Consider the following 19369-nt stretch of genomic DNA (forward strand, 5'->3'; position numbering starts at 1 on the left):
GGAGCCAACGGTGGAATGCATGGGGTTCGGTTTCAGGGCCGCTCGGCGCGGCGTCGGGTCAGCGGGTGCAGGCGAAGTGGTCGGCTATGCGGCGCAGGGCGACGATGGTTTCGCGGTCGCGGCGCTCGTCGTCCTGGGTCGGCCAGGCACTGCACTTGACGATCACTACGTCGGCTGACGGGTCGATGTAGAGGTATTGGCCGTGGACGCCCAGTGCGGTGTAGGCGTCGAAGGCGGTGCTTCCCAGCGTCCACCACTGGTTGGCGTAGCCGTAGTGCGAGTAGCCGCTGGGGCCCAGGTTGCCGACCGCCAGCTGGGGGAGGTCGTTGCCGCGGCTGCGGCGGACCCAGTCCTTCGGTACCACCTGGCGACCGGCGACCACGCCGTCGTGGGCCATCAGCAGGCCCAGGCGGGCCACGTCGCGGGCGGTGGCGTTGAACGAGCCGGCCCCCAGGGCGGTGCGGGGGCGGGCCCGGGTCAGCCAGTAGTAGGCGTCCCGGTCGGCGCCCAGGTGGCGCCACAGCCGGTCGGCCGCGTAGGACGCCAGCGACTCGCCGGTCGCGGCCTCCAGGATCCAGCCGATGACCTGGGCGTCCAGGGTGGAGTAGTTGAATGCCGCGCCGGCCGGGGCCCGGCGGCGGGCCGACTTGACCACCTCGGCCAGGTCGCCGCCGCCCATCGCGGCCTGCTCGAAGCGCTTGATGTCGCTGTCGGGGACGTCCCAGGCCTCCAGGTCGCCGACGCCGCTGGTCATGGTGAGCAGCTCGGCGAGGGTGACCTCTTCGTAGGCCGAGCCCAGGAAGTCTTTGCGGTAGTCGACGACCCGGTCGTGGACGCCGTCGATGGCGCCCTCGGCGATGGCGATGCCGACGAGGAGTGAGGTGACCGACTTGGAGATCGAGAAGAGCTGCATCCGGACGCGCGGGCCGGCGAACGCGCCGGGGTAGTACTCGTGGATGACGCGGCCGTGGTGGAGCACCACGAACGCGGTGGTGTTGGTGTGCCGGTGCAGGTCGGCGAGGGTGTGGTCGCGGCCCTCGAAGCGGTAGGTCAGGTCGAGGCGGTGCGGGTCGAGAGGCAGGGGCCGGTGCACGATGCCGCGGGTGACCCGCTCGGTCGGCATCAGCCAGTTCATGTGGGTGAAGGTGAATTCGCTGAACGGCCGGCGCATCAGCAGGTCACCCTGTCGGTCCCACCACGAGGGCGGTTTGGCCGCGCGCGGTGCGGGCCTTTCCGTGGTGCTGGTCATCTAGTCACTCCCCGTGCTCGATCGGTTGCGTAGCGCCTTCGAACAGTTCACGAAGAGCGGGGCCATGTGGTTCATCGACCGGCTCGAGGTAGCTGTTCATCATGGCCAGGATCGCCATGCCGGCCAGGTTGTCGGTGGGCCCGTCGCCGAGCACGCCGGCACCGGGATCGCCGAGGTGCCGAATGGCGAACCCCTCGGTCATGGCAGCCAGGATGTTAGTGAACTGCTCAAGGGTGATGCCGTTGCGCAACCGGAAGCCGCGGGCGGCGATGGTCTGCTCGTAGACCTTCATCCAGGGCTCGAGAGCACCCGCGTAGTTGTTGGCGATCGCGTCGTGGATGCCGTCGTTGCGGTCGGCCGTCGCGCAGACGACCAGCTGCAGGCGGAACAGGGGCATCCGGCAGACCGCGAGGATCTCGTGGAAGGCGGCCCGGTGCACGGCGTCGACGAAGCTGTCGTCGGTCGCCAGCCAGTCGCCGCGCGTCTCGAGCTCGGCGCCGTACTGCGGGTCGTAGTTCATCGCGTGGAACAGGAACGCCAGCAGGTCGTTCAGATAGTCGTCGTGGCTCGCCCAGGTCGATCTGTACGGACCGGTGCCACGCTGGCGCAGGAACGGCGGCTCGAGCTCGGCCACCTCCCGGGACAACGCGCGCTCCGACAAGAAGTTCAGACCTGACCAGTACTCCTTGCGTCCGTCACTCCTCGGGGCGACCTCCTTGGGCGCACCGAGGTTTCGTTCGACGAGATTGGCCCCCGCCTTGAGGTAGGAAGCCACCTTGAGCGAGTTGACGAGCGCGGCGCGGGTGGACTCCCGGACACCCTTCACTCGGGTGACGATGCCGGAAAAGTCCTGGCTGTAAGGATAAGGCAGGTCTTTCTTGCCGTACGTCATGAGCTGATTGTTGTCCGAATCCCGGCCAACTCAAGTGCGCACGTGCGTAGTACTCGGAGGCTAGGACTCTGGACATTTAGGTATTCGAAAAAATAGCTATTAGTGAGCGTTCAATTACGCTACGAAATCGTACGCTCCTGACGGCGCCGTTCGCGCTGCTCCTGGGAGTATCGCTTGCGGGTCGCAAGATCACGCTTCCATTGTTCGCGCGCGCTCTCGTCGCAGCCTTGCACGGCACCCTGGGTCTGCGCAGGCCCGATCAGCGACCGGAAGAACCAGTTGTCAAAAGTGTCGTGGAACCACCGGCCGATCCGGCTGCGCTCGACGCCGCGGTTGTCCTTGACCATGCCCGCCTCCATAGTTTGTGCACCAACTGTTGGTGTACCAACTATCGGTAGGATGGGCTCGAACTGAAGGGGGACGGGCATTTGAGTGACCAGGATCCGCTCGCGCTGGAGGAACAGGTCTGCTTCGCGCTGTCCGTCGCCGCCCGCAGCGTCGTCGCCGTCTACCGCCCGCTGCTCGAGCCGATGGGCCTCACCCACCCGCAATACCTCGTGATGCTGGCCCTCTGGCAATACTCCCCGGTCTCCGTCCGCCGCCTCTCCGACCTGCTGCAACTCGACCCGGGCACGCTGTCGCCGCTGCTCAAACGGCTGGAGGCGATCGGCTACCTGCGGCGCGAGCGCAAGGCCGGCGACGAGCGCAGCCTGGCCATCACCCTCACCGAGACCGGCCGGGCCCTGCGGGCCGACGCCGAGAAGATCCCGCCGGCGGTGGTCGAGCGCCTGGACATGCCGATCGAGGATTTACGTACGCTCCATGCCGCGCTCACCCGGGTGATTGCCGCGGCCAAGTAGAACTGAGGGCGATGAGGATCGCCGCCTTCAACGTGGAAAACCTGTTCAACCGCGCCCGCGCGCTCGACCAGCGCACCTGGGCCGCCGGCCGGCCGATCCTCGAGGCCTACCAGCGGCTCTGCACCCACCTCGAAGAGGTCGCCTACACCGACGAGGTCAAGCGGGACATCCTTCGTGAGCTGGGCAAACTCGGGCTGCGCAACAGCGACCAGGCCCGGTTCGCCCGGCTGCGGCAGAACCGCGGGCGGCTGCTGCGCCGCTCCCGGGACGGGACGGTCACCGTGATCGCCGGTGGTCGCGCCGACTGGATCGGCTGGGCCGAGCTCACCACCGACCGCTGCGACGAACTGGCGCTCACCCACACCGCGCGGGTTCTCACCGATGTCGGCGCGGACATCGTCGGGGTTATCGAGGCGGAGAGCCGGTTCGCGCTCAAGCGGTTCGCCGACGCCGGGGTGGTGCTGGCCGGGCGGCCGCGCTATCCGCACGTGATGGTGGTGGACGGCAACGACGAGCGCGGCATCGACGTCGGGGTGCTGGCCGCGGCCGGGTTCCCGCTGGTCGGGCAGCGCAGCCACGTCGACGACGTGGACCAGGTGGGGCGGGTGTTCAGCCGGGACTGCGCCGAATACCACTTCCGCACCCCGGCCGGCCGGACGGTCGCGGTTCTGGTCAACCATTTCAAGAGCAAGGGGTACGGCGGGAAGCTCGCGTCGGACGCCATCCGGCGGCGCCAGGCGGTCCGGGTCGCCGACATCTACCGGGGCTTGATCGCCGAGGGGATCGAGAACGTGGCGATCGTCGGCGACCTCAACGACACCCCGGACAGCGAGCCGCTGCAGCCACTCACGGTGGAAAGCGACCTGCGGGACATATCCGAGCATCCGGCATTCGAGGACAACGGACGACCCGGAACGTACGGCTATTGCACCGCTCGCACCAAGCTCGACTACGTGTTGCTCTCGCCGGCGCTGTGGGCCGTCACCACCGGCGGCGGAATCTTCCGCCGCGGCGTGTGGGGCGGCCGCCGAGGCAAGCTGTGGCCGATCTACGAGACGATGACCAGCGCGGTCCACGCCGGCTCCGACCACGCCGCGATCTACGCGGACCTGGACCTCGACTGAGCGACGGCGAAACCGGCCGCGTCGCCGCAACCGCGACGACTGCGCTGCGCTGGCCGCTTCGCGCTGGCCGCCTCGTGTTGACCATGTTGATCGTGTTGACCATGTTGATCGCGTTGACCATGTTGATCGCGTTGATCGCGTTGATCGCGTTGATCGCGTTGATCGCGTTGATCGCGTTGATCGCGTTGATCGCGTTGATCGCGGCGGGCGCCTTTACGCCGCGCCGTTGGGGCTGGGGAGCGACGCCGGCGCGGCGTAAGGGGGGTCCGCCGCGCCGGCGTCTGCTCTCATGGCCGTCGGAAGGATCGCGGCCGTCGGAAGGCTCTTATGGCCTTCGGTAGGCCCGGATGGATGGCAGGGCCTGGCCGGTGAAGTCGAACTGGGTGAGGTTGTCGTTCGACGCCTCGGCTCCTGGCTGCCAGCCGACGCCGGGGATCCACTCCGGCTCCCAGGCCAGGAAGCCCAGGCCCCGGCCGTCCGGCACCTGCTTCAGGACGTCTCGGACGGCCTCGTAGAAGCCGGCCTGGCCGGCCGGCGTGGCCGGGAAGCGGTCGGCGTCGGGGAGGATCGTGTCGGGGCCGACGATGTTGCCTCGGCCGTCGCCGTCCTCGAAGGTCCATGGGTAGGACAGCTCGGCGATCAGCACCGGCTTGTCGTAGCGGGCCACCGAGTCGATCAGGTTGGCCTGCAGTTCGGCGAGGGAGCCGTGCCACATCGGGTAGTACGACTGGCCGATGATGTCGAACGGCACGCCGTACGTGGTGATGTTGTCGTAGAACCACCGGGTGTCGCCCATTTTTCCGCCGCGGTCGATGTGCAGCACGATCTTGGCGTTGGGCTGGCCCTCCCGCGCGCCCTTGATGCCGGCCTTGAGCAGGTCGGTGAAGGACTGCCACTGCTGGGTGCCGTCCGGCAGGTAGAGCTGGCCGACCGGCCACAGGATGCCGGCGGTGATCTCGTTGCCGATCTGGATCATGTCGACCGGGGTGCCCTGGCGGGCGAAGTCGCGCAGCAGGTCGCGGGTGTACGTGCGGATCTTGGTGAGCAGGCCGGGCAGGTCGGTCGGCCAGCTCGCCGGGATCGGCTGCTTTCCGGGGTCGGCCCAGAAGTCGGCGTAGTGCGGGTCGAGCAGGATCTTCAGGCCGGCCCGCTTGGCCCGTTTGGCCAGCGCGAGCGCGCGGGCCTTGTCGCTGTAGCCGTCCGGCGGGTCGACCCAGACGCGCAGCCGGATGTAGTTGGCGCCCTGCGCGGCGAAGATCTGCTCGGCCGGGCGGACCCGGCCGGCCAGGTCGCGGTAGCGGACCCCGGCCTCCTCCAGCTGGGGGAGGAAGGACAGGTCGGCGCCGCGCACCGACAGCGTGCTGCCGTGGTGGCCGGACGCCTGGGCGACGGACGGGAGAAGGGTGGCGAACGCGAGACCGCCGGCGCCGGCGAGCAGCGAACGGCGACTGAGAGTCGAGGACATATCGATGGACCTTCCAGTCCGGTGGAAGACTGTGAGCGCTCACGGTGCTCTGCCCACCATGGAATGTCAAGGGCGGTATCGTGCCCTGCAAGATCGGAGGTTGTAGTGATGCCGGACGATGCGCCCGTACACCCCAAATCGCGCGGTGCGGCCCGCCGCGCCCTTCGCCGCGGGCCGACCATGGAGGACGTGGCCGAGCTCGCGGGGGTCTCCCGCGGCACCGTGTCGCGGGTGCTCAACGGGGCGATGCACGTCAGCTCGGAGTCGCGGGCCGCGGTCCAGGAGGCCATGCGGCAGACCGGCTACGTGGTCAACCAGAACGCTCGCAGCCTGGTCACCCGCAGTTCGGGGGCGATCGCGTTCGTGCTGAGCGAGCCGCCCGACCGGCTCTTCGAGGACCCGGTGCTCGGCACCCTGCTGCGCTCCTGCACCCAGCTGCTGGGGGAGCAGGGGCGCGGGCTGATGCTGATGCTGGCCGGGACGGCCGAGGAACGCGAACGCGTCCTGCACTTCGCCCGGGGCGGGCACGTCGACGGGGTGCTGCTGGTGTCCATGCACGACGGCGATCCGCTCGCCGCCGAGTTGCCGGCGACCGGGGTGCCGGTGGTGGTCTGCGGGCGCGCGCCGGCGGACGGGCCGGCGATGCCCTATGTGGCCGCCGACGACCGGGGCGGCGCCCGGCTGATGACGCAGTACCTGCTGGATCGGGGCGCGCAGCGGCTGGCCACGGTGGCCGGGCCGCCGGACACGGCCGGTGGGGCGGAGCGGCTGGCCGGCTTCCGGGACGTGCTCGGGCGGCGGGTTCCGGCGCGCGCGATCGCCCGGGCCGAGGCCTACGGCATCGAGGAGGGGCGGGCCGCGATGAGTCAGCTCCTGCACGGTTATCCGGAGCTGGACGCGGTCTTCGTCGCCTCCGACCTGCTCGCGGTCGGTGCGCTGCAGGCGCTGCACGCGGCCGGGCGGAAGGTCCCGGAGGACGTGCTGGTCGGCGGGTTCGACGACTCGGCGATCGCGTCGGCGACGATGCCGCCGCTGACCACGGTCCGGCAGCCGCTGTCGCAGGTGGCGGGGGAGCTGGTCGAGGTGCTGCTGCAGCTGATCGGCGGGCGCCGGCCGTCGTCGCGGGTGCTGCCGACCTCGCTGGTGCGGCGCGAGTCGGCCTGACGGCTGTGAGCGCTCACGGCGCCTGGAGGCTTTTGTCGTGGTTTTGGAGCAGGCGGGTGGGGTCGCTGTGCGGTTGGGGACTCCGACGTCGTACTCGGAGAGGTTGACTGTGGTTGATCTTGATGGTCTTCGGGCCGCGTATGACGCGCAGATGCGCATGCCGACCCTGGCCGGCGTGATCCATGAGTTCGACGGGCCTCTCCGGCGGAGCGTCGGTGGGCATGTCGGGCGGATTCGGGCGCCGCGTGATCTTGGAGTCGGCGGTGCTGAGCTGGATCGGCTGATTGCTCGGCAGCGGGACTTCTTCCGGGACCGTGGCCAAGGCGTCGAGTGGAAGCGGGCGGGGCATGATCTTCCGCCGGAACTTCCGGAGCGACTCGTTGCCGCCGGGTTCGTGGCGGCGGAACCCTCGGCGGTGCTGCTCGGATTCGCCGCGGAGCTGGCGGCTTCACCGGTGCTGCCCGACGGAGTCACGCTGCGGCGGGTGAGTGCGGAAGAAGACCTGCGGCGGATCGCCGATCATCAGACCGCGGTGTGGGGGTTCGACTGCTCGTGGGTGGCGGATCTGCTCATCGGGCAGGTGGCGGCGGCTCCTGACCGGATCAGCATCCTGGTCGCCGAGGCTGATCGGCGGTTCGTCTGTACGGCCTGGTCGGGATACGAACCGGGGACCGAATTCGTCGCGCTGCTCGGTGGCACCACGGTGCCGGAGTGGCGGGGGCGCGGGATCTATCGGGCGATGATCGCGGCGCGGGCCCAGGAGGCGGTCGAGCGGGGGTTTCGGCTGCTGCACGTCGACGCCTCGCCGGACAGTGCGCCCATTCTGCGCCGGTGCGGCTTCCATCAGATCACCACCTCGACGCACTTCCACTGGACGCCGCCGCAATAGCGCGCCGGCCGGGGCGCGGGTGGTGGGGGTGGGGCGGATGGACGCCGCCGTAATGACGAAAATGCCCTGCCGGGGCAGCCGGCAGGGCACGTTGGGGGTGGGTCAGATGAGCCAGCGGTTCTTCTGCACGAAGGGGAGCTTCGCCCAGATCTTGCCGAGACCCCAGGTCTGGCCGGCGTAGGTCAGCGCGAAGAGCACCGCGGCCAGGGCGTAGACCACGTGGTAGTCGACGATCGGGTTGGAACTTCCGCTGGCCAGCGGCCACTCGGCGAGCCACATGAAGGCCATCATCAGGGCGCCGGCGCCGGCCGCGACCCGCAGGCCGATGCCGAGGATGAGCGCGAGGCCGATGCCGAGCATGCCGATCATGAACGCCCAGTTGGCGAAGTGGGTGCCGGCGATGCTGTGGAAGAAGCCCTTGAGCGGGCCGGCCTCGACGCTGGACAGGAAGCCCTTGGTGGGGGAACCGCCGTTGACCCAGGCCTTGGCGGACGGGGTCGCGTAGCCGAAGCCGAAGGTCTTGTCGAGGAACGCCCACAGGAAAACGAATCCGGTGGCGACCCGCAGGACGGCCAGAACCTTGGCGGCAGTCTTGGTGACCATGGAGCCAGGTGCTTCGACCTGCTCCAGGTGGGCCACGTTGCTCCGGCCGATGGTGGTCATTGCTTCCTCCTTCAATCAATTTCGCTGAGGCTGACTCTCCTCTCGGCGGGGGTGCGGCACCCGGGCCTAAGCTCCTCCGATGCCCGGGACCAAGGTCCCTAAGCCGGTCAGGACCTCGGACACGTCGCGGCGCGGGGCCGCGCTGGTCGGGGTGCCGTAACCGAAGCGGATCACGATCTGCGGGTGGCCGGGCCGGCCCAGCGAACGGCGCAGCTGCTCGCGGGCCGTCGGCACCTCGATCGGCTGACTGATCAGGGACGTGTCGATGCCGGCCGCGGTCGCGGTGAGCAGCACCTTCTGCATCGCCTGGCCGGCGTTGCTCTGGTCGGCGGCGCTGTCGCCGGGCACGCCGAGGATGCCGACCAGCGGTTCCGGCTCGTAGTCGTGGCCGGGCGCGCGGCGCCGCTCGTTGAAGAAGCGCTGCGGCAGGACGTCCTGCGGCTCGGCCATCGGGGCGCGGGCGGAGTCCGGGATCGCGTGCCGCCAGGCCTCCATCTCCGCCTGGTAGGCGGTGTCGCGCCGGAGCACCCGGTCGGCGCTCGTCGCGATCTCCGAGAAGCCGGCCACCGCGACCGTGCCGACCAGCAGGGCCAGCCAGCCGCTCTCGGTGCGGGCCGCGTCGAGCAGCCGGATCCGCACGTCGGTGGGCACCGGGTCGGGCCAGAACGGCTGCCGGTTGCTGTGCCGGTGCGGGATCGCCTCGAACAGCTCGGTCTCGGCGTACGTCGGCGGGCGCTCCCGGCCCGGGGTGAGCCGGGCGACCAGGCCCGGCTCCCGCGGGTCGGGGTGCAGCCGCACCTCGGCCGGGCGCCCGGCGGCGGCCAGCGCGAGGCGGGCGTTGTAGGTGGCGGCACCGCATGCGATGCGGGCCGCCCAGCCGGTCCGGTCCACCGTCGGCAACCGGCGGGCCGGATCGGCCAGAATCTCTATCGCCCCGCCGGCCAGGCGGAACAGCCACGGCTGGCTGTTGTGCAGGGAGGGCGCGCGGACGGCGGCCGCGGCCGCACGGTGCAGGTCGGCCTCGTTGTAGGCGTCCATGGCTACTCCACGATGGTGATCACGTCACGCGGGTCGCGGCGCGGAGCGCTGGGCAGCGGGACGTCGGCGGGCAGGAAACCGAGGCGGACCACCAGGTAGGGGTCGCCGAGACCGGCGAGAATGCCGCGCAGCAGGGTGCGCGGCCACTCGACCTCGATGGCGTCACTGATCGGTGCGGTGGCCAGGCCGTCCGCGGTGGCCCGCAGCAGCAGGGCGGAGAGTGCCTCGCCCCCGCGCAGCAGGGCGGCCGGTTCGTCGCTGGTGCCGAACAGCACCACGTAGGCGGCGCCGGCGTCGTGCGCGGGGCCGGCGGCCAGGCCGGCGTCGCCGCCGGGGGCGAAGAGGCGGACCGGCACCCGGCGCGGCTCGTCGCGCACCGCGGTGGCGGGCGGCACGCCGTCGCCGGTGAAGTCGGGCCGGGTGGTCCAGCGGTCGAGCTCGGCCCGGTAGGCCGGGTCGGCCTGCTCGGCGTGCGACGCCAGCTCGGCGGTCACGGCCAGTTCGGGCAGCTGCTCGGGCCGGACCACGTGCAGGTAGGCGCCCTCCGACTCGACCAGGCGGCGCAGGGCGGTCAGCTCCGTCTCGGGAACCGGTTTGTCGCCGAAGGCGCGCCGGTCGGTGCGGCGCCGGTAGATCGCGGCGGCGATCCGCTTCGTTTCGGCGTCGGGCTCAGTGGGAGCGCCCAGCGTCACCCTCGCCAGGAGGTCGGGCCGGGCCAGGCGTTCGACGATCGGCTGGTGGCCGGCCGCGGCCAGGGCGACCCGGGCGTGGTGCAGGGCGGCGCCGCAGCTCAGCAGCAGGAGCCGGCCGTCCCGGTCGACGGTGTCGAGCCGCCGGCTCGGGTCGGCGTACAGCTCCAGGCTGTCGCCGATGACCCGCCACGACCACGGCTGGGTGTTGAACACCGAGGGTGCGTGCTGGGCCGCGCCGGCGGCATCTTCCAGTGCTGTCATATGACCACACTGCCGCGCAGGAGGCCCCGCGGTTCAGGGCCGAAGGTCCCGATCAGCCGGATATGGGTGCACGCCAGACCACCACGGTGCCGTTGCCACCGGGGCCGGGCCCGATCTCGAACTCGCCGCCAAGATCACCCGCGCGGTCGATCATATTCACGATGCCGCCGCGGGCCTGGGCCGGGTCGGCGCCGACCCCGTCGTCCTCGATCCGCAGCGACACCTCGTCGCCGGTGGCGTGCACGGTGACCCGGACGCTGGTGGCCTGGGCGTGCCGGGCGACGTTGGACAGGGCCTCGCGGAGCACGGCCATCAGCTCCGGGACGATGTCGTCCGGGATGGCGCTGTCGACCGGGCCGACCGTGTCGAGGACCGGCCGGAAACCGAGCGTCGTCACCGCGGCGTCGACCGCCTCGCGCAGCTCGGTGCGCAGCGACGGGCCGGTCGGGGTGCGCAGCTCGAAGATCGAGCGGCGGATGTCCCGGATCGTCGCGTCCAGGTCGTCGACGGCCGCGTTGATCCGCCGGACCGCCTCCTGCCGGGCCGCGTGCGGCACCGCGCCCTGCAGCTGCATGCCGGTCGCGAACAGCCGCTGGATGACCACGTCGTGCAGGTCCCGGGCGATCCGCTCGCGGTCCTCGAGGACCACGAACTGCTCCCGCTCCTCCTGGGCGCGGGCCCGTTCGAGGGCGAGGGCGGCCTGCCCGGCGAACGTGGAGAGCAGCACCGCCTCCTCCTCGTCGGCGGCCCGGTCGTGCGGCTGGGTGACGATCAGCACGCCCCGCATGGCCTGCGCGACGGTGAGCGGGGCGGCCAGGGCCGGCCCGTCCGGCACCGCGGCCGGCCACTCGGCCACCGCGGCCAGGTTTTCCAGGAACCGGTATTTCTCCGAGCCGAGCTCGGTGGCGACCACCGAGTCGACCGGGATCGAGCGGCCGGCCAGGCCGTCCGCGCCGTCGGCCACCTCGATCGTGTAGCGGCTGTTCGCCTCGTCGTAGAGCAGCACCATGGCCAGCCCGGAGCCGGAGACCTCGCGGGCCCGGCGGGCGATCAGCCGGAGCGCGTCGTTGCTGTGCACCTCGCCGAGCAGCACCCCGGTGATCTCGGCGGCGGCCGCCAGCCACCGCTCCCGGCGCTGGGCGATCGCGTAGAGGCGGGCGTTGTCGATGGCGACGCCGGCCGCGGCGGCGAGCGCCACCACGATCTCCTCGTCGTCCTCGCTGAACTCGGCGGCGCCCTGCTTCTCGGCCAGGTAGAGGTTGCCGTAGACCTGCTCGCGGGTGCGCACCGGCACGCCGAGGAAACTGTGCATCGGCGGGTGGTTCGCCGGAAAACCGTACGAGCTGGGGTGCCGCGTGATATCAGGCAGCCGCACCGGGTGCGGGTCGGTGATGAGCAGGCCGAGCACGCCCCGGCCGTGCGGCAGGTCACCGATCATGGCGTGGGTGGCCGGGTCGATCCCGTGTGTGATGAAGTCGATCAGCTCGGTGCGGTCGCTGCCGATCACGCCGAGCGCGCCGTACTTCGCGCCGGCCAGGGCGCAGGCGGCCTCGACGATGCGCTGCAGGGTGCTCCGGAGGTCGAGGTCGCTGCCGATGCCGACCACCGCGTCGAGCAGGGCCCGAAGACGTTCGCGGCTGGCCATGACATCGCCGACCCGGTCGAGCATCTCGTGCAATAGTTCGTCAAGGCGAACCCGGGACAGCGGCCCGAGCCCCAGCGATGGTGGTTCCGACGACATGCCGCCTAGACTATCGAGCCGATCACCCCAGCCCGAGCACGGGCTCGGGACACAGGACCTTAGGCACTTGGACCCTTGGCCTCACTAACGGTAGGAAAGAACCATGATCCGCGTCTTTCTGCTCGACGACCATGAGGTGGTCCGCCGTGGTCTCGTCGACCTGCTTCAGGCCGACGGTGACATCGAGGTGGTGGGTGAGTCGGGCTCGGCCCAGGAGGCCTCCCGTCGCATCCCCGCACTACGCCCGGATGTGGCGGTGCTGGATGCTCGGCTGCCCGACGGTAACGGCATCGACGTGTGCCGTGACGTGCGGGCGATCGACTCGTCGATCAAGGGGCTGATCCTCACCTCCTACGAGGACGACGAGGCCCTGTTCGCCGCGATCATGGCCGGCGCGTCGGGTTACGTGCTCAAGCAGATCCGCGGCACCGATCTGGTCGACGCGGTCCGCCGGGTCGCCGAGGGCCAGTCGCTGCTCGACCCGGCGATCACTCAGCGGGTGCTCGAGCGCATCCGTAACGGGGTGGAGGCGCCGCGTGAGCTGGCCGGGCTGACCGAGCAGGAGCGCCGGATCCTCGAGTTCATCGCCGAGGGCCTCACCAACCGGGAGATCGCGTCCCGGATGTTCCTGGCCGAGAAGACGGTGAAGAATTACGTCTCCAGTCTGCTCGCGAAGCTCGGTCTCGAGCGACGCACACAGGCCGCAGTGCTCGCAACCCGTTTGCTCGGAGATCGCCGATCCGGCTGACAGGACTTTCGGCCCTGCCCACCGGGACGGATTGATCGAAAGGATCAGTTCCGAATCAGTGGAAAGGATCCGTCCGTGGACGCGCTAGATCTGGCCCGATGGCAGTTCGGGGTCATTACCGTCTACCACTTCCTGTTCGTGCCCATCACGATCGGGATGTCGGTTCTGGTCGCCGGTCTGCAAACCGCCTGGGTGCGGACCGGCAAGGAGCAATACCTGCGGGCCACGAAGTTCTGGGGCAAGTTGTTCCTGATCAACTTCGCGATCGGCGTGGTCACCGGCATCGTGCAGGAGTTCCAGTTCGGCATGAACTGGAGCGACTACTCGCGCTTTGTCGGTGACATCTTCGGTGCGCCGCTGGCCATCGAGGGCCTGCTCGCCTTCTTCCTCGAGTCGACATTCCTCGGCCTGTGGATCTTCGGCTGGGACAAATTGCCGAAGAAGATTCACCTCGCGACGATCTGGCTCGCGGCTCTGGGCACGTGGCTGTCGGCCTACTTCATTCTTGCCGCGAACTCGTGGATGCAGCACCCAGTGGGTTACGAATTCAACGAGGCGCGCGGCCGGGCCGAGCTCAAGAGCATCGGCGCGGTACTGACCAACTCGACCACCCTGGTCACCTTCCCGCACACCATCACCGCCTGCCTGCTCACCGGCGGCGCGGTGCTGGTCGCGGTCAGCGCCTGGCACCTCAAGCGGCGCAACCAGGAGGACGTCTTCCGGCCCAGCCTCAAGCTCGGCGCCTGGGTGGTGCTGATCGCCGGCGTCGGCGTGCTGATCACCGGTGACCTGCAGGCCCGCATCATGACCGAGCAGCAGCCGATGAAGATGGCCGCCGCCGAGGCGCTCTACAACACCGACAAGCCGGCCAGCTTCTCGATCTTCACGATCGGCTCGCTCAACGGCGACGAAGAGGTGGCCAGCGTCCGCATCCCGTCGCTGCTGTCCTTCATGGCGACCGGCAGCCCCAACGGCGAGGTCGAGGGGATCAACAACCTCCAGCAGGAGTACGAGCAGAAGTACGGCGCCGGGGACTACAAGCCCTACGTGCCGGTCACCTACTGGTCGTTCCGCCTGATGATCGGCTTCGGCGGGCTCGCCATGCTGGTCGCGCTGGCCGCACTCTGGTTCACCCGGGGCGGCCGGACGACCACCAACCGCTGGCTCTGGCTCGCCGGGATCTTCGCCATCGGGGCGCCGCTCGCGGCCAATTCGTTCGGCTGGATCTTCACCGAGATGGGCCGGCAGCCCTGGTCGGTGTTCGGCGTCCTGAAGACCGCCGACGGCGTCTCGCCGTCGGTCGGGGCCGGCACGGTCGCCACCTCGTTCATCGGGCTCACCCTGCTCTACGGCGTGCTGGCGGTGATCGAGGTCGGGCTGTTCGTCAAGTACGCCAAGGCCGGGGCGCCGGAGATCCCGCCCGAATCCGAGGCGGAACCCGAAGACCGCCCGCTGACATTCGCGTACTGACAAGGAGGTTTGCTGATCATGGAATTGACGACCGTGTGGTTCGCGCTCATCGCCATCCTCTGGGCCGGCTACTTCCTGCTCGATGGCTTCGACTTCGGCGTCGGCATCCTGCTGCCGATTCTCGGCCGCGACGACCGGGAGCGGCGCCTGCTGATCAATACGATCGGCCCGGTGTGGGACGGCAACGAGGTGTGGTTGCTCGTCGCCGGCGGCGCCACCTTCGCCGCCTTCCCGGAGTGGTACGCCACCCTGTTCTCCGGTTTCTACCTGCCGCTGCTGCTCATCCTGGTGGCGTTGATCATCCGCGGGGTCGCTTTCGAATACCGCGGCAAGCGCACCGGTGAGCAGTGGAAGCAGCGCTGGGACTGGTCGATCTTCGTGGGCAGCCTGCTGCCCGCCCTGCTCTGGGGCGTGGCCTTCGGCAACATCGTTCGAGGGGTACGCCTCGACGAGCACCACGAATACGTCGGCACCTTCTTCAACCTGCTCAACCCCTACTCGCTGCTCGGCGGCCTGACCACGCTCACCCTGTTCACGTTGCACGGTGCGGTGTTCCTGGCCCTCAAGACCGACGGCGACATGCGGCAGCGGGCCAACGCCCTGGCCGCGAAGATCGGCATCCCGGCCGTGGTGATCGCGGCCGCGTTCCTGCTCTGGACCGCGATCGCGCACTTCGACGGGGTCGGTGTGGTGCTGTTCGCGCTGGCCGCGGTCGCGCTCATCGCCGCGCTCGTGGCCAACCGGCTCGGCCGGGAGGGCTGGGCGTTCATCGCCACCGGCATCACCCTGGTGCTGGCGGTGTTCGGCCTTTTCGTGACGCTCTTCCCGAACGTCATGCCGTCGTCGATCGCCGACGCGAACAGCCTGAACGTGGACAACGCGTCGTCCACTCCGTACACGCTGAAGGTGATGACCTGGGTGGCGGTGTTCTTCACCCCGATCGTCCTGCTCTACCAAGGCTGGACGTACTGGGTGTTCCGCAAGCGGCTCACGGTGGAGAAGATCCCGGTATGAAACCGCTGGACCCGCGGCTTCTGAGGTATGCCCGCGCCAGCCGGGCCTACCTCGCCGCCACCGTCGCGCTCGGCGTGGCCCAGGCCGCCCTGATCGTCGGCCAGGCCACCCTGCTGGCGTACGGCATCGCCGCGGTGTTCCTCGACGGGCTCGACCTCGCCGGCCTCACCCCGACGCTGATCGCCCTCGCGGCGGTCATCGTCGGGCGGGCCGGGATCGGCTGGCTGCAGGAGGCCGCGGCGGTGCGCTCCTCCGCCGCGGTCAAGGACGAGCTGCGCGGGCGGCTGTTCGCGCAGGCCGCCGCGCTCGGGCCCGGGCAGGTTCGGACCGGCGAGATGATCGCGCTGGTCACCCGGGGGCTGGACGCGCTCGACGCGTACTTCGCCCGCTACCTGCCGCAACTCGTGCTGGCCGCGCTCATCCCGGCCGTCGTGCTGGCCCGGCTGCTGCCGGCCGACCTGGTCGCCACCGTCACCATCGTGCTGACCCTGCCGCTCATCCCGGTGTTCATGGCGCTGGTCGGGATGCACACCGAGGCCGCCAACCGGAGGCAGTTCCGGCTCCTCGCCCGCCTCGGCCACCACTTCCTCGACGTGATCGCCGGACTGTCCACCCTCAAGATCTTCGGGCGGGCGGCGGCGCAGGCCGGGAACATCCGCCGGGTCAGCGCGGAGCAGCGCCGGGTCACCATGCGTACGCTCCGGATCGCCTTCCTGTCCTCGCTCGTGCTCGAGTTGCTCGCCACCCTGTCGGTGGCGCTGGTCGCGGTCGGGATCGGGTTGCGGCTGGTCAACGGCGATCTCTCCCTTCAGACCGCCCTGCTGGTGCTGATCCTGGCCCCGGAGGCCTACCTGCCGCTGCGGCAGGTGGGAGCGCAGTATCACGCGGCGGCCGAAGGGGTGGCCGCGGCCGAGGAAGCGTTCGCGATCCTGGCGGCGCCGGTTGCTCCGGCCTTTGATTCTATTTCCGCCGGCACCATCGTTTTCGACGAAGCCGTGGTCCGTTATCGCGATCGAGAGGTCCTACGCCTCTCTGCGACGGTCGAGCCCGGGGAATTTATCGCTTTTGTCGGGCCGAGTGGCTGCGGTAAGTCGACTGCCTTGGGTGTTTTGCTGGGATTTGCGGCCCTCAGTGACGGTCGGGTCTCGGTGGGTGGCGTCGATTTGTCCGGAGTGAACCTTCGGGACAGCATCGCCTGGGTGCCGCAACGGCCGTACCTCTTCGCCGGCACCATCCGCGACAACATCGCCCTCGGCGCCCCCGCCGACGCCGACGTGAAAGCCGCCGCCCGCCTGGCCGGCGCCCACCACTTCATCGCCGACCTGCCGGCCGGCTACGAGACGATGCTCGGCGACGACGGTGCCGGGCTCTCGGCCGGCCAGCGGCAACGCCTCGCCCTGGCCCGCGCGTTCCTGCGCGACGCGCCGATCGTGCTGCTCGACGAGCCCACCGCCAACCTCGACGCGGCCACCGCCGAAGGCGTCATGGCGGCGATCCGGCGGCTCGCCCACGGCCGTACGGTCCTGATGGCCGCCCACCGCCCCGAGCTGATCGCGCTCGCGGGCCGCGTTCTTGACCTCACCCCGGTCGGTGCCCGATGAACTACCTCCGCCTCCTCCGTCCCGGCTTCTGGATCGCCGTGCTCGCCGGGGCCGCGGCCGCCGGCTGCGCGGTCGGCCTGATGGCCACCTCGGCCTGGCTGATCTCCCGGGCCGCCCTGCACCCGCCGGTCCTGCACCTGATGGTGGCGATCGTCGCGGTGCGGGCCTTCGGCGTCGGCCGCGGCGCGCTGCGCTACGTCGAACGCCTCACCGGCCACGACGCCGCCCTGCGCGCCCTCGGCAGCGTCCGGGTCCGCCTCTTCACCCACCTCGCCAAGGTCGCCCCGGCCGGCCTGGCCGGTTTCCGCCGCGCCGACCTGGCCCAGCGGCTCGCCGCCGACGTCGACGCCGTCCTCGACCTGCTCACCCGGGTCCTGCTGCCCTACGCGGTGGCGCTGGTGGTCGGCGCCGGGTCGGTAATGCTGATCGGCGCGCTGTCCCCGATCGCCGGCGTCACCCTCGCCGCCGGCATCCTGCTCGTCGGCCTCGGCGTGCCGATGCTGCAGGCCCGCGCGGCGCGGCGCGCCGACGGCCGTCTCGCGCCGCTGCGCGGCGAGCTCGCCACCCAGGCGGCCGATCTGCTGCACGGGCTTCCGGACCTCGTTGCGTACGGCGCGGCCGCCGACCGCCTCGACCGGCTCGCCGCCACCGGGGCCGCGCTGCGGGCCGCCGAGCGGAGGTCCAGCCTGATGGCCGGCATGGCGGCGGCGGTCACCGCCCTCGCGACCGGCTTCTCGGTGCTGGTCGGGCTGGCCGCGGGTGCGGTCGCGGTCCGCTCCGGCGACCTGCACGGCGAGCTGCTCGCGGTCATCGTCCTGACCCCCCTCGCCGTCTTCGAGACGGTCGGGACGCTGCCGGCGGCGGCCCAGCGGTTCGCGGCCTGCCGCGCATCGATGCGCCGCCTGGCCGAGGTGATGGCCACCGCGTCACCGGTGACCGAGCCGTTGTCCCCGGCCGCTTTGCCGGTCGGGCCGCACACGCTGCGGCTCACCGACGTCGGCGCGGCCTGGGTGCCCGGCCGGCCGGTGCTGCAGGACGTCAACCTGACCCTGGCGCCGGGGGACCGGGTGGCGCTGGTCGGGCCGAGCGGCTCCGGCAAGAGCACGATCGCCGCCCTGCTGGTGCGCTTCCTCGACCCGGCCGGCGGCCGGATCACCCTGGACGGCGTCGACCTGCGCGACATCCCGTCCGACCGGGTCCGGCAGATCGTCGGCTACCTGCCCGAGGACGCCTACCTGTTCGACACCACGATCGCCGCCAACCTGCGCATCGCGAAGCCCGGCGCGACCGACGACGAGCTGCGCGAGGCCCTGACCCAGGCCCGGCTGCGCGACTGGGTGGACGGCCTGCCGGCCGGCCTGGAGACCGCGGTGGGCGAGCACGGCATGGAGCTGTCCGGCGGCGAACGGCGCCGGCTGGCCCTGGCCCGAGCCCTGCTGGCCGGCTTCGAGGTCCTGATCCTCGACGAGCCCACCGAACACCTCGACGACGACACGGCCGCCGCCCTGACCCGAGACCTGCTGGCCGCAGCCGGCACCCGCACGGTCCTGCTGATCACCCACCGCCCAGGAATCGCCGCCGAGGTAGACCGGGTGGTAACCCTGGGCCAGGAGAAAGCCGCACCGGCGAGGGTGCCGGCCGGCGAGCCACTTCCGGCTTGAGCCGAGGTATCAGCACTCGCCGAATATGCTGTTGGTGCTATATTGGCTAGGTGCTGATCGACTGGTCCCGCGAGTTCGACGTCTGGCTGACCGAGCTTGAGCGTCGAGCGAATGCGGGGCACGCACGATCGCAGGAGCAACTTGACCTGGTCAACACTCAGCTGCTCTACCTGCAGGATCTCAAAGAGCCGCCGACCGAGGACACGCCGACATTGCGGCGCGTCCGGCAGTCCGGCAGATATCAGGTTTGGCGGATCTCGCACCCCTTCCGAAACGGCGTCGGCGTCCGCCTGATCGTTTGGTTCCCGCCCGATGCTCCGCCACTTATCGTTCTGTTCGGCAACAACAAGGCCCACATGGGCGACGTGTTCTACGACAGCGTCGCCAGCCGCGCCGACCAGGTGATCGCGGCATACCTGCGACTGAGCAATGGAGGCGGCGATGAGTAGCCAGCCCGATATCAACTTTGTCGGCACCGAGGCCGCGCAGGCGCGGATTGCGCGGCTGCGGGCGCGGCCGGGCGCTGCCGAGCGGGTCGACGCCATCCGTGAGGAGATGGCGGAGGCCGACCGCACCTATGCCGAGAACCTTGCGGCGGTGCGCCGGGCCGCGGAACTCACGCAGGTCGAGCTGGCCCGGGCGATGGGGGTGGCGCAGTCGGAGATCAGCCGCATCGAGAGCCGTCCCGACATGCTGCTGTCCACGCTTGCCGGCTATCTTGCCGCCGCCGGCGATCGGCCGCGCGTGGTGGTCACCGTCGCCGGGCACGACATCGAGATCGACCTGACTTCACTGATCAAGCGCTGAACGGGGTCCCGGCCGGGGGTGCCGGACCTC

20 protein-coding genes are annotated in these 19369 nt (G+C 70.4%); 12 read left to right on the forward strand and 8 right to left on the reverse strand.

Annotation, left to right across the window (positions count from 1 at the left end; all coding sequences use genetic code 11):
* Positions 1-58: 58 nt before the first annotated feature.
* The 3 genes from Adu01nite_RS28135 to Adu01nite_RS28145 all read right to left on the reverse strand — a co-directional run bounded on the left by Adu01nite_RS28135 (position 59) and on the right by Adu01nite_RS28145 (position 2488).
* Positions 59-1249 carry a serine hydrolase domain-containing protein gene (locus Adu01nite_RS28135; protein ID WP_203730949.1) on the reverse strand — a complete coding sequence of 397 codons (1191 nt, stop codon included), beginning with the start codon at positions 1247-1249 and terminating at the stop codon, positions 59-61.
* Between the two features lie 4 nt (positions 1250-1253).
* Positions 1254-2141, reverse strand: coding sequence for a hypothetical protein (locus Adu01nite_RS28140; RefSeq protein WP_203730951.1), 888 nt, complete (start codon positions 2139-2141; stop codon positions 1254-1256).
* Positions 2142-2260: 119 nt separating this feature from the next.
* Positions 2261-2488 carry a hypothetical protein gene (locus tag Adu01nite_RS28145; protein ID WP_203730953.1) on the reverse strand — a complete coding sequence of 76 codons (228 nt, stop codon included), beginning with the start codon at positions 2486-2488 and terminating at the stop codon, positions 2261-2263.
* A gap of 81 nt (positions 2489-2569) precedes the next feature.
* Here Adu01nite_RS28145 and Adu01nite_RS28150 point away from each other — a divergent pair, with 81 nt between their 5' ends.
* From Adu01nite_RS28150 to Adu01nite_RS28160, 3 genes are all read left to right on the forward strand, one after another.
* The gene (locus Adu01nite_RS28150; protein WP_203730955.1) at positions 2570-3001 is read left to right on the forward strand and encodes a MarR family winged helix-turn-helix transcriptional regulator; all 432 of its coding nucleotides are present in this window, start codon (positions 2570-2572) and stop codon (positions 2999-3001) included.
* An 11-nt stretch (positions 3002-3012) separates the two neighbouring features.
* Positions 3013-4125, forward strand: coding sequence for an endonuclease/exonuclease/phosphatase family protein (locus tag Adu01nite_RS28155; RefSeq protein WP_203730956.1), 1113 nt, complete (start codon positions 3013-3015; stop codon positions 4123-4125).
* A gap of 83 nt (positions 4126-4208) precedes the next feature.
* Positions 4209-4466 carry a hypothetical protein gene (locus tag Adu01nite_RS28160; protein ID WP_203730958.1) on the forward strand — a complete coding sequence of 86 codons (258 nt, stop codon included), beginning with the start codon at positions 4209-4211 and terminating at the stop codon, positions 4464-4466.
* Here the strand turns inward: Adu01nite_RS28160 and Adu01nite_RS28165 are convergent.
* Entirely contained in the window at positions 4451-5590 is a 1140-nt protein-coding gene (locus Adu01nite_RS28165) for a glycoside hydrolase family 53 protein (protein ID WP_203730960.1), read from the reverse strand. The two genes, Adu01nite_RS28160 and Adu01nite_RS28165, sit on opposite strands and share 16 nt — an antisense overlap.
* A 108-nt stretch (positions 5591-5698) precedes the next feature.
* Here Adu01nite_RS28165 and Adu01nite_RS28170 point away from each other — a divergent pair, with 108 nt between their 5' ends.
* The gene (locus Adu01nite_RS28170; RefSeq protein WP_203730962.1) at positions 5699-6754 is read left to right on the forward strand and encodes a LacI family DNA-binding transcriptional regulator; all 1056 of its coding nucleotides are present in this window, start codon (positions 5699-5701) and stop codon (positions 6752-6754) included.
* A gap of 151 nt (positions 6755-6905) precedes the next feature.
* A complete protein-coding gene (locus tag Adu01nite_RS28175) occupies positions 6906-7643 on the forward strand; it encodes a GNAT family N-acetyltransferase (RefSeq protein ID WP_239132753.1) in 738 nt (245 codons plus the stop codon).
* A gap of 102 nt (positions 7644-7745) precedes the next feature.
* Here Adu01nite_RS28175 and Adu01nite_RS28180 read toward each other — a convergent pair whose 3' ends face one another.
* From Adu01nite_RS28180 to Adu01nite_RS28195, 4 genes are all read right to left on the reverse strand, one after another.
* On the reverse strand, positions 7746-8306 hold the full coding sequence (locus Adu01nite_RS28180) for a DoxX family membrane protein (RefSeq protein ID WP_203730965.1): 561 nt from the start codon (positions 8304-8306) through the stop codon (positions 7746-7748).
* Positions 8307-8372: 66 nt separating this feature from the next.
* On the reverse strand, positions 8373-9344 hold the full coding sequence (locus Adu01nite_RS28185; RefSeq protein WP_203730967.1) for an Acg family FMN-binding oxidoreductase: 972 nt from the start codon (positions 9342-9344) through the stop codon (positions 8373-8375).
* A 2-nt stretch (positions 9345-9346) separates the two neighbouring features.
* The gene (locus Adu01nite_RS28190) at positions 9347-10297 is read right to left on the reverse strand and encodes an Acg family FMN-binding oxidoreductase (protein WP_203730968.1); all 951 of its coding nucleotides are present in this window, start codon (positions 10295-10297) and stop codon (positions 9347-9349) included.
* 52 nt (positions 10298-10349) lie between these two features.
* Positions 10350-12038, reverse strand: a complete 1689-nt coding sequence (locus tag Adu01nite_RS28195; protein ID WP_203730970.1) for a GAF domain-containing sensor histidine kinase — start codon at positions 12036-12038, stop codon at positions 10350-10352.
* A 103-nt stretch (positions 12039-12141) separates the two neighbouring features.
* Here Adu01nite_RS28195 and Adu01nite_RS28200 point away from each other — a divergent pair, with 103 nt between their 5' ends.
* The 7 genes from Adu01nite_RS28200 (at position 12142) to Adu01nite_RS28230 (ending at position 19339) form a co-directional block, all read left to right on the forward strand.
* Positions 12142-12786, forward strand: coding sequence for a response regulator (locus Adu01nite_RS28200; RefSeq protein ID WP_203730972.1), 645 nt, complete (start codon positions 12142-12144; stop codon positions 12784-12786).
* A 75-nt stretch (positions 12787-12861) separates the two neighbouring features.
* On the forward strand, positions 12862-14256 hold the full coding sequence (locus tag Adu01nite_RS28205) for a cytochrome ubiquinol oxidase subunit I (protein ID WP_203730974.1): 1395 nt from the start codon (positions 12862-12864) through the stop codon (positions 14254-14256).
* Positions 14257-14274: 18 nt separating this feature from the next.
* Positions 14275-15270 carry a cytochrome d ubiquinol oxidase subunit II gene (gene cydB, locus Adu01nite_RS28210; protein WP_203730976.1) on the forward strand — a complete coding sequence of 332 codons (996 nt, stop codon included), beginning with the start codon at positions 14275-14277 and terminating at the stop codon, positions 15268-15270.
* The gene (cydD, locus tag Adu01nite_RS28215) at positions 15267-16871 is read left to right on the forward strand and encodes a thiol reductant ABC exporter subunit CydD (protein ID WP_203730978.1); all 1605 of its coding nucleotides are present in this window, start codon (positions 15267-15269) and stop codon (positions 16869-16871) included. Before cydB ends, cydD begins: the two co-directional genes overlap by 4 nt.
* Positions 16868-18532 (forward strand): thiol reductant ABC exporter subunit CydC, encoded by a 1665-nt coding sequence (gene cydC / locus Adu01nite_RS28220; RefSeq protein ID WP_203730980.1) that lies wholly within the window; start codon positions 16868-16870, stop codon positions 18530-18532. The genes cydD and cydC overlap by 4 nt, the downstream gene beginning before the upstream one ends.
* A gap of 50 nt (positions 18533-18582) precedes the next feature.
* The gene (locus tag Adu01nite_RS28225) at positions 18583-18981 is read left to right on the forward strand and encodes a hypothetical protein (protein ID WP_203730981.1); all 399 of its coding nucleotides are present in this window, start codon (positions 18583-18585) and stop codon (positions 18979-18981) included.
* A complete protein-coding gene (locus Adu01nite_RS28230; protein ID WP_203730982.1) occupies positions 18974-19339 on the forward strand; it encodes a helix-turn-helix domain-containing protein in 366 nt (121 codons plus the stop codon). The genes Adu01nite_RS28225 and Adu01nite_RS28230 overlap by 8 nt, the downstream gene beginning before the upstream one ends.
* Positions 19340-19369 lie beyond the last annotated feature (30 nt).

Source organism: Paractinoplanes durhamensis, from assembly GCF_016862175.1.
In the GTDB taxonomy this organism is placed as follows: Bacteria; Actinomycetota; Actinomycetes; order Mycobacteriales; family Micromonosporaceae; genus Actinoplanes; species Actinoplanes durhamensis.

What these genes read in the sequence shown, in the direction of transcription:
- Adu01nite_RS28135 (WP_203730949.1), bottom strand. Translation starts at nt 1,249, where the DNA reads ATGACCAGCACCACGGAAAGGCCCGCACCGCGCGCGGCCAAACCGCCC.
- Adu01nite_RS28140 (WP_203730951.1), bottom strand. Translation starts at nt 2,141, where the DNA reads ATGACGTACGGCAAGAAAGACCTGCCTTATCCTTACAGCCAGGACTTT.
- Adu01nite_RS28145 (WP_203730953.1), bottom strand. Translation starts at nt 2,488, where the DNA reads ATGGTCAAGGACAACCGCGGCGTCGAGCGCAGCCGGATCGGCCGGTGG.
- Adu01nite_RS28155 (WP_203730956.1), top strand. Translation starts at nt 3,013, where the DNA reads ATGAGGATCGCCGCCTTCAACGTGGAAAACCTGTTCAACCGCGCCCGC.
- Adu01nite_RS28160 (WP_203730958.1), top strand. Translation starts at nt 4,209, where the DNA reads ATGTTGATCGTGTTGACCATGTTGATCGCGTTGACCATGTTGATCGCG.
- Adu01nite_RS28165 (WP_203730960.1), bottom strand. Translation starts at nt 5,590, where the DNA reads ATGTCCTCGACTCTCAGTCGCCGTTCGCTGCTCGCCGGCGCCGGCGGT.
- Adu01nite_RS28170 (WP_203730962.1), top strand. Translation starts at nt 5,699, where the DNA reads ATGCCGGACGATGCGCCCGTACACCCCAAATCGCGCGGTGCGGCCCGC.
- Adu01nite_RS28175 (WP_239132753.1), top strand. Translation starts at nt 6,906, where the DNA reads ATGCGCATGCCGACCCTGGCCGGCGTGATCCATGAGTTCGACGGGCCT.
- Adu01nite_RS28180 (WP_203730965.1), bottom strand. Translation starts at nt 8,306, where the DNA reads ATGACCACCATCGGCCGGAGCAACGTGGCCCACCTGGAGCAGGTCGAA.
- Adu01nite_RS28185 (WP_203730967.1), bottom strand. Translation starts at nt 9,344, where the DNA reads ATGGACGCCTACAACGAGGCCGACCTGCACCGTGCGGCCGCGGCCGCC.
- Adu01nite_RS28190 (WP_203730968.1), bottom strand. Translation starts at nt 10,297, where the DNA reads ATGACAGCACTGGAAGATGCCGCCGGCGCGGCCCAGCACGCACCCTCG.
- Adu01nite_RS28195 (WP_203730970.1), bottom strand. Translation starts at nt 12,038, where the DNA reads ATGTCGTCGGAACCACCATCGCTGGGGCTCGGGCCGCTGTCCCGGGTT.
- Adu01nite_RS28200 (WP_203730972.1), top strand. Translation starts at nt 12,142, where the DNA reads ATGATCCGCGTCTTTCTGCTCGACGACCATGAGGTGGTCCGCCGTGGT.
- cydB (WP_203730976.1), top strand. Translation starts at nt 14,275, where the DNA reads ATGGAATTGACGACCGTGTGGTTCGCGCTCATCGCCATCCTCTGGGCC.
- cydD (WP_203730978.1), top strand. Translation starts at nt 15,267, where the DNA reads ATGAAACCGCTGGACCCGCGGCTTCTGAGGTATGCCCGCGCCAGCCGG.
- cydC (WP_203730980.1), top strand. Translation starts at nt 16,868, where the DNA reads ATGAACTACCTCCGCCTCCTCCGTCCCGGCTTCTGGATCGCCGTGCTC.
- Adu01nite_RS28230 (WP_203730982.1), top strand. Translation starts at nt 18,974, where the DNA reads ATGAGTAGCCAGCCCGATATCAACTTTGTCGGCACCGAGGCCGCGCAG.